Raw genomic sequence first — 17,625 nt, 5'->3', positions numbered from 1 at the left:
AAACCCATGACTGCTTCAGTGAACGTGCCCCTGAATTCACGCGGAAAGCTCGCCTCAACTTTGCCTGCCGAGCAGCTGGCAGAAATCACCGCGTTGTTTGAGTTCCGGCGCACCGGCTACTCCCTCGATGCCCCGTTCTACACGGATCCCACCATCTTCAGCCTCGACATGGAGGCCATTTTCGGCCAGCACTGGATCTTCGCAGCCAGCACCGCTGAACTGCCCGAGCCGGGGGACTACGTCACCGTCGACTACGGCCCCTACTCCCTGATCGTGCTGCGCAATGACGACGGCGGCGTAAACGTCCTGCACAACGTGTGCCGCCACCGCGGTGCCCGCGTCCTGACCGAAGCCACCGGTTCCACCGGAAACCTGGTCTGCGGCTACCACTCCTGGACCTACTCCCCCGAGGGCAACCTGATCCACGCCTCCGCACCGGGTGAGACCAAGTTCGACAAGAACTGCTTCGCGCTCAAGCGCGCCCACGGCCGCGAAGTCGCCGGCCTGATCTTCGTCTGCATCGCGAACGAACCGCCCACCGACTTCGACGAGACCTCCAAGATCTTCGAGCCCTACCTCGCACCCCACGAACTGGCGAAGACGAAGATCGCCTACCAGCAGAACATCATCGAAGAGGGCAACTGGAAGCTCGTCATGGAGAACAACCGTGAGTGCTACCACTGCGACGGGCACCCGGAACTCGCCTGCTCCCTCTTCCCCACCTGGGGCCTGACCGAGGGCCTCATCCCCACCCACCTCGAGGAAGTGTGGGACCGCAACAAGCAGGCCCAGGCCGACCTCGAGGAGCGCTGCCGCCGCTACGGCCTTCCCTACGAGGTGGTCGAGGAGCTCGACACCCGCGTCGCGGGCATCCGCATCTCCCGTGAAGCGCTCGACGGAGATGGCGAATCATTCTCCGCCGATGGGCGCCGGCTCTCCAAGAAGCTGCTCGGCGACCTGCGCGACTTCCGCCTCGGCCGTTGCTCGATGCACCTCCAGCCCAACAGCTGGTTCCACTTCATGGGCGACCACGTCATCACCTTCGGCGTCTTCCCCATCAACGAGCACCAGACCCTCGTCCGGACCACCTGGCTGGTAGCCGACGACGCCGTGGAAGGCGTTGACTACGACCTGGACAAGCTCACCTACGTGTGGAAGCAGACGAACATCCAGGACAAGGCGTTCGTGGAACTGTGCCAGCAGGGTGCCGCCAGCCCCGCTTATGAACCCGGCCCCTACATGAAGAGCGAATACCAGGTCGAAGCTTTCATCAACTGGTACGTGCAGCGCGTGCAGGAGCACTTGGCATGATTGAGCTCGTCCCCGAAACGGCAATCCTGGAACCACAGCGGATCCGCGGTCTTGAGATGCCGTGGAACAGGGTGATGGGCGGCACCGAGGTGCCCGCCCGCGCCGCCCACGCCTTGGGCCCCTGGCACCCCCAGGAGTTCATGGCCGAATGCGTCGAGACCGTTCCCGAGGCCGGCGGCATCATGACCTTCGTGTTCCGCCGCAGCGACGGCGCGCCGCTGGCGTTCCGTGCAGGCCAGTACGTGAACGTCGCTTTCCCGGTGAATGGCGAGGACCAGGACCCGGTGGACCGCAGCTACTCGCTGTCCAGTTCGCCGACGCAGCCGTGGACCTTCAGCATCAGCGTCAAGAGCGACCCCACGGGCCTCGTCTCGCCGTGGGTCCACGAGAACGTCCGGCCCGGCACCGTGCTCGAGATGCTCGGACCGGTGGGAGCATTCCACCTGCCCGACGCCGACCGCCGGGCCCGGTACCTCCTGCTCGCCGCCGGCGCCGGCATCACTCCCATCATGTCGATGGTGCGGACCATCCACTCCCTGCCCGGGCTGGCGGATGTCGTGGTGCTTTACCACGGCTCGGAGGCCGGAGGCTTTGCCTTCGACCGGGAGCTGGCCCACATCGCCTCCGTGGATTCACGCTTCAGGGTCTTCTACTCCTTGGGCGACCGCGGCCGGCCCGACGACTGGGAAGGACTCAGCGGAAGGCTGTCGGCGGCCATGCTCAACGAGGTGGCCCCGGATGCCAACGGCCGCCAGGTCTACGCCTGCGGCCCCGAGGGATACCTGAACGGCGCTACCGAACTCCTCAAGGAGGTCGGCGTCGACGACACTTCCATCTACATGGAATTCTTCTCGGGCGACCGCCAGACGCTCCTTGAGTACCAGGCGGAACTCGCCCTGGCTGAAAACCTCGCAGAAGAAATCGCGGAGGAGATCGCCGAATCCGCCGGGGACTACTTCGAGAGCCAGCCCGCCGCGTTCGGACTCTATGAGCCCGGCTACGATGCCGACGGGACCCTGCCGGCCTCAGGCCTCCCCTTGGAGCCCGTCGGCCCGGACGCACCGGTGTCCGAGGCCTCCGACGGCGGTGCGGAGCCTGAGGCCGTCACTCCTGACGCCTCGAGCTTCAACACCGTAGGGACAGGCAGCCTCACCATGTCCTTCCTGCGCACCGGCATCAACGTGCGGATCGACCCCAGTGAGCACATCCTGGATGCGGCCCAGCGAGCAGGCGTCAGGATCGGTGCGAACTGCAAGGAAGGCATGTGCGGCTCGTGCAAGGTCGTCAAGCTTTCGGGTGAGGTCGACATGAACCACCAGGGCGGGATCCGCGCACGGGAAATCTCTGCAGGCAAGTTCCTGCCTTGCTGCTCCACCGCGCAGACGGACCTCGTCATCGACGCCTGACGCCCGTTCCGGCCTCTCTGCCCCTTTCCACCTGGCAGAGAGGCGGGCTTCGGCGGTGATTGGCGGCAGGCATGTTCTTGCGGCCTGAGTGCACTTCGCAAATTGCGCTCAGTCCGACAGAGCATGCCTGCCCCATTTTCACGGACTTTCCGTACTCCCGGCCCTCCAAGCCGCTTCTTACGCAACAGGACGCGCAGTGCGCAACACCGGAGGAGTTACCCCGCTTCCTGTCAAACGCAACGGGAAAGGCGTGAAATAGGACTTAAGACTTCGGAAAAGCCTTGACAGAGGGCTGTGACTCGGGCCACTCTGTTGCATATTGCGAGACGTGTTGATCTTTGCGGAACAAACGCACAGATCAAGGCAGAGCTGATTCTGCTTACTGAATACCTGGAAGACCCCAACCTTCCGCCCGGCCTGTGGACGCCGGAGTAACGCCAGCCCATGAATCCAAACCAAAGGACTTGACATGGCTTTGAACAGCGACATCCGCCCGGATGCCAAGCCCCCCGTCGAACCGGAGGAGCCCCAATTGGTTCCTGCACCGGAGACTATTCCTTCCTCCCACGAGGCACACGAGGCAGCGGACACCCAGCAGATCCTCCTGGAACTTCGGCAGAGCAGGACTGAACGCGCGGTGACGGAACGCCGCAACCGCAAGCTTGTCCTGGACAAGGTGACCTTCGGCATCACGGGCGTCATCGCCCTGGCCTTCGTCGCATGGGGATTCCTCGGCCGGGACAGCCTGGCCACGGTCTCCACGGACGTCCTCGGCTGGGTCATGGAGTACACCGGTTGGCTGTTCATGGTCCTGGCGTCCCTCTTCGTGGTGTTCATCCTCTGGCTTGCACTCGGCAAATTCGGCAACATCCCGCTGGGCAAGGACGGTGAAAAGCCCGAATACCGGACCGTGTCCTGGATCGCCATGATGTTCGCCGCCGGCATGGGCATCGGCCTTATGTTCTACGGGGTGGCAGAGCCGCTCTACCACTACATTTCGCCGCCGCCGGGGACCGTGGACGGACGCACTCCCGAAGCCATCCAGACGGCCATGGCAACCTCGATCTTCCACTGGACCCTGCACCCCTGGGCCATGTACGCCGTGGTCGGCATCGCCATGGCCTACGGCACCTACCGCCTGGGCCGCCGCCAGCTCATCTCGGTGGCGTTCACTTCGATCTTCGGCGTACGCGCCGTCGAAGGCCCGGTTGGCAAGTTCATCAACATCCTGGCCATCTTCGCCACGCTTTTCGGCACCGCCGCCTCCCTGGGCCTGGGCGCCCTGCAAATCGGCAGCGGCATCACCTCCAACGGCTGGGCCGGCCAAATCGGCACCCCGGTCCTCGTGGTGATCGTGGCCGTCCTGACCTTCTGCTTCGTTGCGTCCGCAGTGTCCGGCATCAGCCGCGGCATCCAGTGGCTGTCCAACATCAACATGATCCTGGCCGTCATCCTGGCACTCATCGTGTTCGTCGCCGGCCCCACCCTGTTCATCCTCAACCTCATCCCCTCGGCCGTGGGCGACTACATCCGCGACCTGGCCGCCATGTCCTCCCGCACTGAAGCCGTGGGCGACGAAGCGCTGCGCGCCTGGATGTCCGGCTGGACCATCTTCTACTGGGCCTGGTGGGTCTCCTGGACGCCCTTCGTCGGGTTGTTCATCGCCCGGATCAGCCGCGGCCGCACCATCCGCCAGTTCGTCACCGGCGTGCTCCTGGTGCCCAGCCTCGTCAGCGTGATCTGGTTCGGCATCTTCGGCGGCACCGCGTTCCACGTCCAGCAGGTAGCCGACAAGACGGCCGACGCCGCCGACGGCATCGCAAAAATGGTCGACGGCGTCGCCACCATCAACTTCGACGGCGCGCTTTTCGATCTGGTCAAGAACCTCCAGATGCCCGGTTGGGCCATCTCCGCGGTAATCGTCCTCGCCATGGTCCTCGTCGCCATCTTCTTCATCACCGGTGCCGACGCGGCCTCCATCGTCATGGGATCCCTCAGCTCCAACGGTGCCGAGGAACCCCGCCGGGCCGTCGTGATCTTCTGGGGCTCGCTCACCGGCGCAGTAGCCGCGGTGATGCTCCTGGCCGGCGGTGACCAGCCTTCCGAAGCGCTCTCCGGCCTGCAGCGCATCACCATCGTCGCGGCCCTGCCCTTCGTGCTCGTGATGCTCCTGCTCTGCGTCGCACTGACCCGCGACCTGCGCCGGGACCCGCTTTCCCTCCGCCGCCGACTGGCCGACACAGTGGTGGAACGCGCCATCCGCAGCGGCGTGGACCAGCACGGCGGCGTTCAGTTCGACCTCGTCACCAAGCATCAATGCGATCAGCGCTGTTCGGACGACGGCCCCTGCCCGGCTTCCTCCGCTGACACCCAAGCCCCCGTAAAGAACCAGGAGTAGACCATGACCACAGTCCTCGAAGGCCGCCCGACGGGTGGCGCGACGGCGGAAGCCGGCGCCGTCCCCAGCGTTCGCGGTACGAGCACCGCACAGTACGTGCTTACCCTTGCGTGTCCGGAACGCCCCGGAATCGTCCGGGCCATCACCGGCTTCCTCGCCGACCGGGGCTTCGACATTGTTGAACACCAGCAGTTCGACGACCACATGAGCGGCAAGCTCTACCTGCGCACGGCCTTCACCCCGGGAGACAAGGAAGTTTCCGCGGAAGGCCTGAGCGCCGAGTTCGCCGCCATCGCCGATGAGTTCGATATGGAGTTCGCCATCCACGACGGCCGCCCCCAGCGCCTGCTGGTGATGGTCTCGAAGTTCGGCCACTGCCTCAACGACCTCATCTTCCGGTGGCGGGCGGGCAGCCTGGGTGCGGAGATCGCCGTCGTGGTTTCCAACCACGAAGACCTCCGCCCCATGGCGGAAGCCGCAGGCCTGCCGTTCATCCACGTGCCGATCACCGCGGACACCAAGCCGCAGGCCGAGGCGCGCCTGCTGGAACTGGTCGAGGAGTACCAGGCCGACCTGGTGGTCCTGGCCCGCTACATGCAGGTGCTCTCGGACGAGCTCACCACCAAGCTCCGCGGCCGCGCCATCAATATCCACCATTCCTTCCTGCCCGGCTTCAAGGGCGCCAAGCCCTACCACCAGGCCTGGGACCGCGGCGTGAAGCTCATCGGAGCCACCGCCCACTACGTCACCGCAGACCTGGATGAGGGCCCGATCATCGAGCAGGAAGTGTTCCGGGTGGACCACAGCCTGGACCCGAACGCCCTGGTCACGGTCGGCAGGGACGCCGAGTCCCAGGCACTGTCCCGGGCAGTGAAGTGGCACTGCCAGCACCGGGTCCTGCTCAACAACACCCGTACCGTCGTCTTCCGCTAACGCGAACGCCAAGCCAACAGGAGAAATAACACCCATGAGCGCATCACCACGCGTCGTCATCATCGGCGCCGGCATTGTCGGCACCAACCTCGCGGATGAACTGTCCAGCCGCGGCTGGACCAACGTCACCGTCGTGGAGCAGGGCCCGCTGGAACTTGCCGGCGGCTCCACCTCCCACGCGCCGGGCCTGGTGTTCCAGAACAACGGATCCAGGACCATGACCGAGTTCGCCACGTACACGGTGAACAAGCTGCTCTCCCTGAGCAAGGACGGCCAGTCCTGCTTCAACCAGGTGGGCGGCCTGGAACTGGCAACCACCCCGGAGCGCCTCGCCGAACTGAAGCGCAAGATGGGCATCATGACCTCCTGGGGCGTCGAAAGCCGCATCATCGACGCCGACGAGTGCGAAAAGATCTACCCCCTCCTGAACACCGGCAAGCTCACGGGCGACCGCGAGGTCCTGGGCGGCCTGCTCATCCCCACTGACGGCCTGGCCCTGGCGGCACGCGCCGTGCAGCTGCTGATCGAGCGCTCCAGTGAGCGCGGCGTGACCTTCATCGGCAACACCACCGTCACCGGCATCGCCCAGGAAGGCGGCAAGGTAACCGGCGTCGAAACCAACACCGGACTGATCCCGGCCGACATCGTGGTGTCCTGTGCCGGTTTCTGGGGCCGTGAGCTCGGCAAGCTGGTGGGCCTGGAAGTCCCGCTGCTCCCGCTGGCCCACCAGTACGTCGTCACCACCCCCCTGGCCGAGCTCGAGGGCGTCAACGAACTCCCCAAGGGCGCCACCAAGCCGATCCTGCGCTACCAGGACAAGGACCTGTACTACCGCGAGTGGGGCAACAAGATCGGCATCGGCAGCTACGCCCACCGCCCCATGCCGGTGGACATGTCCGCGCTGCCGAAGGTGTCCTCCGAGGAGATGTCGGACCACAAGATGCCCTCCCGCCTGGAGTTCACCCTGGAAGACTTCCTGCCCGCGTGGGAAGACAGCCAGGACCTGCTGCCGGCCCTGCGTAGCACTGCGATCGAGGACGGCTTCAACGGCATCTTCTCCTTCACCCCTGACGGCGGCCCGCTGATCGGCGAGCACCCGGACCTCACCGGCTTCTGGGTAGCCGAGGCCGTCTGGGTGACACACTCCTCCGGCGTGGCCAAGGCCGTGGCGGAGCTCCTGGTCGAGGGCCGCTCCCGCACCGACCTGCACGGCACCGAGCTCACCCGCTTCGAGAAGGTGCAGACTTCGGACGCCTACGTCAGCGAAACCTCGCAGCAGAACTTCGTGGAAATCTACGACATCCTGCACCCGCTGCAGCCCAAGGAATCCCCGCGCGACCTGCGCGTGAGCCCCTTCAACGTCCGCCAGAAGGAACTCGGCGCCTTCTTCCTGGAGTCCGCCGGCTGGGAGCGCCCGCACTGGTTCGAGGCCAACCGCGGCTTGCTCGAGGAACTGCCCGCCGAATGGCAGGCGCCGGAGCGCGACTCCTGGTCCAACATGTTCCACTCCCCCATCTCCGCAGCGGAGGCATGGCGGACGCGTACCGCCGTCGGGCTCTATGACATGACCCCGCTCAAGCGGCTCCAGGTTGTGGGCCCCGGAGCCGAGGCCCTGCTGCACCGCCTCAGCACCGGAAACATCACCAAGAAGCCCGGCGCTGTCACCTACTGCCTGCTGCTGGAGCACGACGGCGGCATCCGCAGCGACGTAACGGTTGCCCGCCTCGAGGAGGAGAAGTTCCAGCTGGGCGTCAACAGCAACGTGGACTTCGACTACTTGCGTGTGGAAGCCCGCAAGCAGTCGGCCGCGGATCCGTCCCAGTGGGCGCACGTCACCGACATCACCGGCAGCACCTGCTGCATCGGCCTGTGGGGTCCGCTGGCCCGCGAGGTCATCGGCAAGCTTAGCGACGACGACCTCAGCAACGACGGCCTGAAGTACTTCCGTACCAAGGAAATCTCCGTGGGCGGCATTCCCGTCAGCGCCTGGCGGCTGTCCTACGTGGGTGAACTCGGCTGGGAGCTCTACACCACCGCCGAGTACGGCCTGAAGCTCTGGGACCTGCTCTTCGAAGCGGGCCAGGAGTTCGGCATCGTTGCCGCCGGCCGCGGCGCGTTCAACAGCATGCGCCTGGAGAAGGGCTACCGACTCTGGGGCACGGACATGCACACCGAGCACGATCCCTACCAGTCCGGCCTGGGCTTCTCCGTGGCCAAGGGCAAGGAAGGCTTCGTGGGTGCCGAGGCACTGGCCGTCCGCAAGGAAGAGCCCGCCGCCAAGACCCTGCGCTGCCTGACCATCGACGACGGCACCTCGATCGTGCTCGGCAAGGAACCGGTGTACGTCGGCGGCGAAGCTGCCGGTTACGTCACCAGTGCCGCCTACGGTTTCACCATCCACAAGCCGATCGCCTACGCCTGGCTGCCGTCCGCCGTCGGCGTCGGGGATTCGGTGGAGATCGAGTACTTCGGTGAGCGCATCCCGGCAACCGTGACCGCCGAACCGCTGTATGACCCGGCCATGGAGCGCATCCGCGGCTGAGCGTATTCCGGCTAGGGATTTATTCCCGCTAACAGGGGTACAGACAGGGCCTCCCTTGGCCCCGTCTGTACCCCTAGGCTTTTAAACATGATTACTGCCAAGGCCTACGCTGCTACCTCCGCTACGGAACCCCTTGTCCCCAGCACCATCGAACGCCGCGAACTCGGCGCCAATGACATCCTGATCGACATCAAGTTCGCCGGCATCTGCCACTCCGACATCCACACCGTCCGCGGCGACTGGGGCCCGGTCCCCTACCCGCTCACCCCCGGCCACGAGATCGCCGGAATCGTCTCGGCCGTCGGCAGCGGGGTGTCCCGCCACAAGGTCGGCGACCGGGTCGGCGTCGGCTGCATGGTCAATTCCTGCCGCGAATGCGAACAGTGCCTCAACGGCCAGGAACAGGACTGCCTGAACGGCAATGTTGGTACCTACGCCGCCACCGACCGCGACGGCACCATCACCCAGGGCGGCTACTCCAGCCACGTGGTGGTGGACGAGGCCTTCGCCGTCCGGATTCCCGAGGGCCTGGACCTCGACGTCGCCGCGCCGCTGCTGTGCGCCGGCATCACCACCTACTCGCCGCTGCGCCGCTGGGGCGCCGGCCCCGGCAAGAAGGTCGCCGTCGTCGGCCTGGGCGGCCTGGGCCACATGGCCGTCAAGCTCGCCCACGCCATGGGCGCCGAGGTCACCGTGCTGTCCCAGTCCCTCAAGAAGCAGGAGGACGGCCTCGCCCTGGGCGCCGACCACTATTACGCCACCAGCGATGAGTCCACGTTCCAGGACCTGGCCGGCAGCTTCGACCTGATCATCAACACCGTCAGCGCCACGATCTCCCTGGACGACTACCTGCGCCTGGTGAAGCCGCACGGTGCGCTGGTGTGCGTGGGCGCGCCGGGCGAACCCTTGGACCTGCGCATTTTCAGCCTGATCGTGGGCGGCAAGTCCCTGGCCGGTTCCAACATCGGCGGTATCCGCGAAACCCAGGAAATGCTCGACTTCTGCGCCGAACACGGCATCGGGGCAGAGATCGAAACCATCCCGGCGGAGAAGATCAACGAGGCCTACGAGCGCGTCCTCGCCTCGGACGTGCGGTACCGCTTCGTGATCGACACGTCGACGCTGTAGGTTCCGGGGCCAGCGAACTCTCTGGCTCCGTTGAGCGCAAGCGCCTTCCACCACCCAGCACCTGATTCCCGCCCGGCCAAACGTTGTTTGCCACCTGAAATTTCAGGGGGCAAACAACATTTGGGCCGGTCGATTTCCGTGTTCAGGAACCATACAGCTCCTCCAGCATGGCAATCAGCCGCCTGCCCGCCATCGGGAGCTCGCCCTTGATCCACGCGGCATGGACCGGAACCGGCGGGGCGTCGCGCACCGGACGGTACACGAGCCCGCGGCGCCGGTACTGGTGCGCCGTGGACTCGGCGGTCACACCCCGGGCCTTGCCGCTGCCGATGAGCGTCAGCCAGTCGTCCACGCTGTGGATCTCGATGGTTTTCGCCGGCCGGGAGTCAACGGGCCAGAGCTCCAGCGTGGTGCTCCCGGTGCGCAGGTCCACGGCCAGCGCCTTGTCCGCGATCTGCGCCAGCGCAACACTCCGGCGGCCCGCAAGGGGATCGTCCGCCGCCATCGCGCAGTACCGCTTTTCCATCCCGATCCGGCGCAGGTCCACCGTCCGGGCCGCCGCCTTCCCGGCCACGGGCACGCGCCGCAGGATCGCGACGTCGCTGGCCCCCTCAAGCAGCCCCGCCGTCGGGCTGTTGTCCATGACCAGTTCCAGGTCAACGTCCGGGAGCTCCGCGGCCCAGCGGCGCTGCAGTTCCAGCGTGTGGCGGCCGAGCGCGGACCAGGCATAGCCGAGGCGGAGCCGTCCGCCGCCCTGCGCATCGCGTTCCAGCCCGACGACGGCGGCCAGCACCCGGCGCGCGTGCGCCAGGGCCCGCTCCCCCGCCTCCGTCAGGGAGACACTGCGGGTGGTGCGGTGGATGAGCCGGACGCCGAGGTATTCCTCGAGGGCCGCGAGGTTCCGGGAGACGGCCGTCTGCGAGATCCCCAGGCTGATTCCGGCGTCGGTGAAACTTCCCTCGTCCACCACCGCCACAAAACACCGCAGCTGCCGAATTTCCATCTCCATAAGGCGATTCTATTCATGCGCAAGACGCATGAATACGGCGCCGCGTGCATTGTGAAAATGCGGGCCGCCGGCGCGACACTTGCCGCATGGAAAACACGGCAGGCACCGGGAAGAGCACAGTACGCGGCGTGGCCACGCTGATGGCCAGCTCCCTCTCGAACCAGCTCGGCGCGGCAAGCGGCTCGCTGGCGTTCCCGGCGATCGGCCCGCTCGGCGTCGTCGCGGTGCGGCAATTGATCGCGGCAGCGGTGCTCCTGCCGATCGCGAGGCCGCGCTTCCGGAGCTTCACCCGCGGACAGTTGTGGCCGGTGTGCCTGCTGGCCGTGGTGGTGGGCACCATGAACCTCGGCCTGTACTCGGCGATCGAACGGATCGGCCTGGGCCTGGCGGTAACCTTGGAATTCCTGGGTCCGCTGTCCCTCGCGCTCCTCGGCGCCCGCAGCAAGGCCGGCATCGCGTGCGCCCTCGCAGCGGCGGCCGGCGTCGTGGGCATCACCCAGCCCGGCCCCTCCACGGACTACCTCGGGATCGGCTTCGGGTTGGTGGGCGCCGCAAGCTGGGCAGCCTACATCCTGCTCAACCGCACCATCGGCCGGCGCATCCCGGGCATCCAGGGCACCGCCGCCGCCATGGCAGTCTCCGCAGCGGCCTTCCTGCCGGTCGCCGTCGTCATACTGTTCAGCCGGCCCGTGAGCTGGTTCGCAATCCTCTGCGCCGTGGCCGCGGGCGTGCTGGCCTCGGCGGTCCCGTACATCGCCGACCTGCTGGCCCTGCGCCGCGTGCCGGCCGCCCTGTTCGGCATGCTCATGAGCGTCAATCCGGTGTTCGCGGCGTTGATAGGGCTGGCGCTGGGCCAGGCCCTCAACGCAGGCCAGTGGGCCGGAATCCTGCTCATCGTGGGCGCGAACGCCACGGTGCTGCGGCTGGAGGGGTGACGCCTGGCGGACCAACGTACGACGGCGACACTCCGCCCGGTGCGGAATGTCGCCGTCGTACGTCAATACAGGAGGTAGCGGCTACCCTGCCGCGGCAGCCTCCACGTGCGGCACGAAGCGCACGAACATCGCCTTGAAGCCGGGCGTGTTGGACACGCGGGCCACGTTCTCCTTGTGCACCAGCGCGTTGGCCTCCGGGAAGTACGCCGCGGCGCATCCTTCGGCCGTGGGGTAGGCGATCAGCCGGAACTTGTCCGCCCGGCGTTCAGCACCCGCGAAGACGCTGATGACGTCCACCAGGTCACGATCCTGGAAGCCCTGCGCGGCCAGGTCCTTCGGGTGGATCAGGATGACGCGGCGGCCATCGGAAATGCCGCGGTACCGGTCGTCAAGACCGTAGAAGGTGGTGTTGTACTGGTCGTGGCTGCGCAGGGTCTGCAGCACCAGGTGGCCGGACGGGGGCGTGAGGAACTCCAGCGGGCTGACGGTGAAGCGGCCGCGGCCGATGTCCGTCTTGAAGGAGCGGGTGTCGCGCGGCGGGTTGGGCAGGACGAAGCCTGCCTTGTTGCGCACGCGGGTGTTGAAGTCCTCGAAGCCGGGAAGGACGCGGGAGATGTGGTCGCGGACGACGTCGTAGTCCTCGGCCATGGCCCGCCAGTCCACTGCGTGGTCCGGGCCGAAGGTGGCCTCGGCCATGCGGGCGATGATCACCGGTTCTGCCAGCAGGTGCTCCGAAACCGGCTGAAGGCGGCCCTGCGTGGAATGCACCACCGACATGGAGTTCTCCACGGAGAGGAACTGGATGCCCTTGGCGTGCTTGTCATCCCGGTCCGTGCGGCCCAGCGTGGGCAGGATCAGGGACGTCTTCCCGTGCACGATGTGCGAACGGTTGGGCTTGGTGGAGACGTGGACCGTGAGGCCCGCCCGCTGCATGCCGGCTTCCAGCCCCTCGGTGTCCGAGCCCGCCGCGGCGAAGTTGCCGCCCATGCAAACGAACACGTCTACGTCGCCGTTTTCCAGGGCGTGCTGGGTTTCCACGGAGTCATGGCCGTGCTCCCGCGGAGAGGTGATGCCGAACTCGCGGTCCAAGGCCGCCAGGAGCGGCTCGGTGGGCTTCTCCCACACACCCATGGTGCGGTCGCCCTGGACGTTGGAGTGGCCGCGCACCGGGCAGGCGCCGGCCCCGGGTTTGCCGAAGTTGCCCTGGAGCAGCAGGACGTTGACCATTTCCTTGATGGTGTCCACCGAGTGCGGCTGCTGCGTGACGCCCAGTGCCCAGCAGAAGATGGTGGCCTTGGAGCGGATCAGCATCCCGGCGACGGTCTCGATCTGCTCGCGGGACAGGCCCGTGGCTTCCTCGGTGACCTCCCAGTCCAGCGTGGCCCGGGCTTCGGCGTAGGCTTCGAAGCCGTCCGTCTGGGACTCGACGAACGCCCGGTCAACCACGGTGCCCGGGTTGCGCTTCTCCTCTTCCAGGAGCAGGTGGCCCAGGGCCTGGAAGAGGGCGAGGTCGCCACCCACCTTGATCTGCAGGAACTCATCGGCAATGGGAGTGCCCTTGCCCACCACGCCCGCGAAAGTCTGCGGATCCTTGAAGTTGAACAGGCCGGCCTCGGGCAGCGGGTTCACGGCCACCACCTTGCCGCCGTTCTCCTTGCATTCCTGCAAGGCGCCCAGCATGCGCGGGTGGTTGGTGCCCGGGTTCTGGCCGACCACGAAGATCAGCTCGGCCTCGTGGATGTCCTCCAGGGAGACCGTGCCCTTGCCGATGCCGATGGTCGGGTTCAGAGCCGACCCCGACGACTCGTGGCACATGTTCGAGCAGTCCGGCAGGTTGTTCGTGCCGATGGACCGGGCGAACAGCTGGTACATGAACGCCGTCTCGTTCGCCGTCCGGCCGGAGGTGTAGAAAACGCAACGGTCCGGCGTCGTGCCGCTGATGCGCTCCCCGATGAGGGCAAAGGCATCCGACCAGGAGATCGGCGAATAGTGCGTCTCCCCCGGGCGGATCACCACCGGCTCGCTGAGCCTTCCCTGGTTGCCCAGCCAGTACTCGGTCTTCTGCGACAGCTCGGCGATGGAGTGCTTCGCCCAGAATTCGGCGCCGACGGTCCGCAGCGTGTTCTCTTCCGCCACTGCCTTGGCACCGTTTTCGCAGAACTCCGCGGCCTTGCGCTTCCCGTCAGTTTCCGGCCACGCACAGCCCGGGCAGTCGAAGCCGCCCTTCTGGTTCAGGCGCAGCAGGGACTGCACGGAGCGCTGCACACCGGCCTGCGCCACGGCGCGCTCGAGCGCCACCATGACGGCCTTGACCCCGGCCGCTTCCTTCTTGGGCTTGTGGACCTCAAGCTGTGCTTCGTCGATGTCCGCGACGGGCGCAGGCTGCTTGGTGAATTTCATGCGGGGTGTGCCTCACTGTGGAACTACGGTGTACTACGGGGCTGAGTTACTAGGCCAGCTGCGAGAGGGTTTCCCGCTCGGCGCCAATGGTGGTGTTGTCGCCGTGGCCGGTCCGTACCACGGTATCGGCCGGCAGCGTCAGGAGGCGCTCCCGGATCGAGGACAGGATGGTTGGGTAGTCGCTGAACGAGCGGCCGGTGGCTCCGGGACCGCCGTTGAACAGCGTGTCCCCGGTGAAGACGGTTCCTTCGCTTTCCAAGTAAAAGCAGGTGGATCCCGGGGAATGGCCCGGCGTGTGGATCGCCTTCAGCGTGGCGCCTCCCACCGCGAATTCTTCGCCATCAGAGAGGAACTTGTCCGGCTGGACATCCGGGTAGACCTGCTTCCACAGGATCATGTCTTCGGGGTGCAGGTGGATGGGAGCGCCGACGGCGTCAGCCACCTCGCGTGCCGCTCCGATGTGGTCGTTGTGCGCGTGCGTCATGAGGATGGCAAGCACCTTACGGCCACGAACCTGGTCCACGATCGCGGCGGCGTCGTGCGGAGAATCGATGATGACGCATTCCTCGTCGTTGCCCACGATCCAGACGTTGTTGTCTACGTCCCAGGTGCCGCCGTCGAGCGAAAACGTTCCGGAGGTGACCCGGTTCTCTACGGTGACAGCCATCAGATTTCCACCACAGAACGCAGGACCTCGCCGCGGTGCATCTTCTCGAACGCGGCTTCCACGTCGCCCAGGCCGATGCGCTCGGTCACGAAGGCATCCAGCGGCAGGCGGCCCAGGCGGTACTGGTCCACGAGCATCGGGAAGTCGCGGGACGGCAGGCAGTCTCCGTACCAGGACGACTTGAGCGATCCGCCGCGGCCGAAGACATCCAGCAGGGGAAGCTCGAGGGTCATCTCCGGCGTCGGGACGCCCACCAGGACCACGCGGCCGGCGAGGTCGCGGGCGTAGAAGGCCTGCTTGTAGGTTTCCGGGCGGCCCACCGCGTCGATCACGACGTCGGCGCCATTGCCGTCGGTCAGCTCGCGGATCGCCTCGACGGCGTCCACGTCCTTTGAGACGACGCCGTGCGTGGCGCCGAGGGTCTTGGCGAGCTCCACCTTGGCGGGGTCGAGGTCGACGGCGATGATCGTCGTCGCGCCCGCCAGCTTGGCCCCTGCGACGGCGGCAATGCCGACGCCGCCGCAGCCGATGACGGCGACCGACTCGCCGCGCTTGACCTCGCCGGTGTTCATGGCGGCACCGATGCCCGCCATGATGCCGCAGCCGAGGAGGCCGACGGCGGCGGGGTCGACGTCGTCGTCAATCTTGGTGCACTGGCCGGCCGCAACGAGGGTCTTCTCCGCGAAGGAGCCGATGCCCAGCGCCGGAGACAGCGGGGTGCCGTCCTCGAGGGTCATCTTCTGGGTGGCGTTGTGGGTGGCGAAGCAGTACTGCGGCTGGCCCTTGGCACAGGAGCGGCAGTTTCCGCAGACGGCGCGCCAGTTGAGGATGACGCGGTCGCCGGGCTTGAGGTCGGTGACGTCGGAGCCCACCTGGCTCACCACGGCGGTGGATTCGTGGCCGAGCAGGTACGGGTAATCGTTGCCGATGCCGCCGAGCTTGTAGTGCAGGTCGGTGTGGCAGACACCGCACGTCAGGACATCAACCAGGGCTTCGCCCGGGCCCGGCTCCGGGACCAGGATGGTCTCGATGGTGGCGGGAGCGTCCTTTTCCCTGACAACAACCGCTTGGACCTTATGAACCACGTTTCCTTGTTTCCTTCCATTGACCGGCGCAAGGCTCCGATACGACTTACCCATGGTATGAGCTAAAACCCCGGCACCCGGCTACCCAAAAGGGTAGCCGGGATGCTCGAATGGGCAGCTCCATAAGCTTCGTCCAATTGCGTATTACACAACACGATGCGCATGGTGCGTTATTGAAATATGGCAGGGGTCACACCCGGGTGTCAATCCCGGCTTTTTCCGTGACCACCGCTTCCGTAGGGTGCCCCGAGGACGGGCGGACTGCGACCGCGGCGGCGTGCTCGGCGAGGACGCCGGTTTGGTGCCGGATCTTCAAGCGGTAGAGCAGGATGCCGGCAACGGCCACGGCTCCAACGAAGAAGACGCCGCCCCATTGCAGGTACCACGCGAACGGCGGCACGGAGTTGTAGATTTCCTGCCGCGGCCAGATGAGGTTGATGGTCATCGCAGCGCCCCACAGCACCGCCAGCAGATTCACCACGAAGCCCCATTTGCCGAGGCTGAAGCCCACCTCGGTGCCGTCATCCGGCAGCGGCCACTTCTTCAGGAAGCGGCGGCGCAGCATCGGCACGGTGACCAGCAGGTAGGACAGGTAGATCAGCACGATGCTGATGCTGGAGAGGATGGTGAAGATGGCCGGCTGCGCCACATTGACGATCAGCGGGATGATGGCCATGACACCGATCACGATCGCGGCAACGGTGGGGGTCTTGCGGACCGGATCCACCTTGCTGAGCTGGCGGCTGAACGGCAGGTTGTTGTCCCGGGCCATGGCGAACATCATGCGGATGGCGGCGGCGTGCACGGCCAGGGTGCAGACCACCACGGCCACCACGATGCAGGCCAGGAACGCCTTGCCGAAGGGGCCACCCAGGACGGACAGCACGATGTACTGCAGGCCGCCGTCGGCTGCGCCGAGCTTGGGATCGTTGAGGTCCGGTGCGGCGAGGATGCCGCCGAACAGCAGCAGGCCGCCGAGCAGGAAGGACGCGGTGACGGCGCGGATGATGGCCTTGGGCGCGGTCTTCTTGGGGTCCTTGGTTTCCTCGCCGAGCGAAGAGGCGGTGTCGAAGCCGTACATGACGTAGCCGGAGGCCATGGCGGCGATCAGGAAGACGCCGAAGAAGCCCATGGGGTGTTCCTGGCCGAAGCCGGAGGTGTCGAAGAGGACTTCCGGGCCGTTCACGACGTGCCAGAACAGGGCAACGATCAGCAGCGCTGCGGCGATCAGTTCAACGAACACGCCGATGCTGTTGATCTTGGTCATCAGCTTCACACCAAACGCGTTGATGAGCGTGGAGATGACGATCATGATGGTGGCCAGCAGCACGCCGTTGACGGCGAAGTCGTACGGGCCCGTGCCGTCGCCAATGATCTGGAAACCGCTCCAGAGCTGCGGCAGGGTGATCTGCAGGGCCAGGGCCACCGAGCCCAGGGCCACAATCGACGAAATCAGCAGAAGCCAGCCCGAAAGCCAGGCCCAGGTGCCGGTGCTGAGCCGCTTGGCCCAGTTGTAGACGGAACCGGCCACGGGGTAGCGCCCGGCCAGTTCAGCGAAGCAGAGTGCGACCATCAACTGGCCGACAAAAACGATGGGCCAGGACCAGGCGTAAGCCGGTCCGGCGGTGGAGAAGCCAAAGTAGAACAGTTGGAAAACGCCGGTCAGGATGGAGATGTAGCTGACGCCGGCGGCGAAACTTGCGAACTTTCCGATGCTGCGGTCCAGGGTTTGGGCGTAGCCAAACTCGTCCATGCCGCTTGTGTCAGTGGTCTTGCGTGATTCTGACATCTGAGCTCCTAAATCGAATGGC

12 protein-coding genes are annotated in these 17,625 nt (G+C 66.2%); 7 read left to right on the top strand and 5 right to left on the bottom strand.

The features are described 5' to 3' along the window. Window positions 1-6: 6 nt before the first annotated feature. The 6 genes from BLP88_RS00655 to BLP88_RS00630 all read left to right on the top strand — a co-directional run bounded on the left by BLP88_RS00655 (window position 7) and on the right by BLP88_RS00630 (window position 9,718). Complete coding sequence (locus BLP88_RS00655) at window positions 7-1,311, top strand: aromatic ring-hydroxylating oxygenase subunit alpha (RefSeq protein WP_074586104.1); 1,305 nt, start codon at window positions 7-9, stop codon at window positions 1,309-1,311. Continuing rightward, window positions 1,308-2,717 carry a ferredoxin reductase gene (locus BLP88_RS00650; protein ID WP_074586102.1) on the top strand — a complete coding sequence of 470 codons (1,410 nt, stop codon included), beginning with the start codon at window positions 1,308-1,310 and terminating at the stop codon, window positions 2,715-2,717. The genes BLP88_RS00655 and BLP88_RS00650 overlap by 4 nt, the downstream gene beginning before the upstream one ends. A 469-nt stretch (window positions 2,718-3,186) precedes the next feature. Further along, window positions 3,187-5,115, top strand: a complete 1,929-nt coding sequence (locus BLP88_RS00645) for a BCCT family transporter (RefSeq protein ID WP_074586101.1) — start codon at window positions 3,187-3,189, stop codon at window positions 5,113-5,115. A 3-nt stretch (window positions 5,116-5,118) separates the two neighbouring features. After that, complete coding sequence (gene purU, locus BLP88_RS00640) at window positions 5,119-6,048, top strand: formyltetrahydrofolate deformylase (RefSeq protein WP_084110661.1); 930 nt, start codon at window positions 5,119-5,121, stop codon at window positions 6,046-6,048. 34 nt (window positions 6,049-6,082) lie between these two features. Continuing rightward, a complete protein-coding gene (locus BLP88_RS00635) occupies window positions 6,083-8,590 on the top strand; it encodes a GcvT family protein (RefSeq protein WP_074586099.1) in 2,508 nt (835 codons plus the stop codon). 87 nt (window positions 8,591-8,677) lie between these two features. Beyond that, complete coding sequence (locus BLP88_RS00630) at window positions 8,678-9,718, top strand: NAD(P)-dependent alcohol dehydrogenase (RefSeq protein WP_074586097.1); 1,041 nt, start codon at window positions 8,678-8,680, stop codon at window positions 9,716-9,718. Between the two features lie 142 nt (window positions 9,719-9,860). Here BLP88_RS00630 and BLP88_RS00625 read toward each other — a convergent pair whose 3' ends face one another. Beyond that, complete coding sequence (locus BLP88_RS00625; RefSeq protein ID WP_074586096.1) at window positions 9,861-10,727, bottom strand: LysR family transcriptional regulator; 867 nt, start codon at window positions 10,725-10,727, stop codon at window positions 9,861-9,863. An 86-nt stretch (window positions 10,728-10,813) separates the two neighbouring features. On the opposite strand from BLP88_RS00625, the gene BLP88_RS00620 reads away from it, so the two are divergent. Next, a complete protein-coding gene (locus BLP88_RS00620) occupies window positions 10,814-11,662 on the top strand; it encodes an EamA family transporter (protein ID WP_074586094.1) in 849 nt (282 codons plus the stop codon). Window positions 11,663-11,743: 81 nt separating this feature from the next. Here the strand turns inward: BLP88_RS00620 and BLP88_RS00615 are convergent, their stop codons facing one another. From BLP88_RS00615 to BLP88_RS00600, 4 genes are all read right to left on the bottom strand, one after another. Then, the gene (locus BLP88_RS00615; protein ID WP_074586092.1) at window positions 11,744-14,062 is read right to left on the bottom strand and encodes an FdhF/YdeP family oxidoreductase; all 2,319 of its coding nucleotides are present in this window, start codon (window positions 14,060-14,062) and stop codon (window positions 11,744-11,746) included. A 49-nt stretch (window positions 14,063-14,111) separates the two neighbouring features. Beyond that, entirely contained in the window at window positions 14,112-14,729 is a 618-nt protein-coding gene (locus BLP88_RS00610) for an MBL fold metallo-hydrolase (RefSeq protein ID WP_074586091.1), read from the bottom strand. Then, complete coding sequence (locus BLP88_RS00605) at window positions 14,729-15,814, bottom strand: S-(hydroxymethyl)mycothiol dehydrogenase (protein WP_175453458.1); 1,086 nt, start codon at window positions 15,812-15,814, stop codon at window positions 14,729-14,731. Before BLP88_RS00605 ends, BLP88_RS00610 begins: the two co-directional genes overlap by 1 nt. A gap of 190 nt (window positions 15,815-16,004) precedes the next feature. Then, window positions 16,005-17,603 carry an APC family permease gene (locus BLP88_RS00600; RefSeq protein WP_074586088.1) on the bottom strand — a complete coding sequence of 533 codons (1,599 nt, stop codon included), beginning with the start codon at window positions 17,601-17,603 and terminating at the stop codon, window positions 16,005-16,007. Window positions 17,604-17,625: the final 22 nt, after the last annotated feature.

The organism is Arthrobacter cupressi (assembly GCF_900099975.1).
Taxonomy (GTDB): Bacteria; Actinomycetota; Actinomycetes; order Actinomycetales; family Micrococcaceae; genus Arthrobacter; species Arthrobacter cupressi.
Note: the sequence above shows the minus strand (reverse complement) of the source record. Positions and strands in the feature narration are given on the sequence as shown.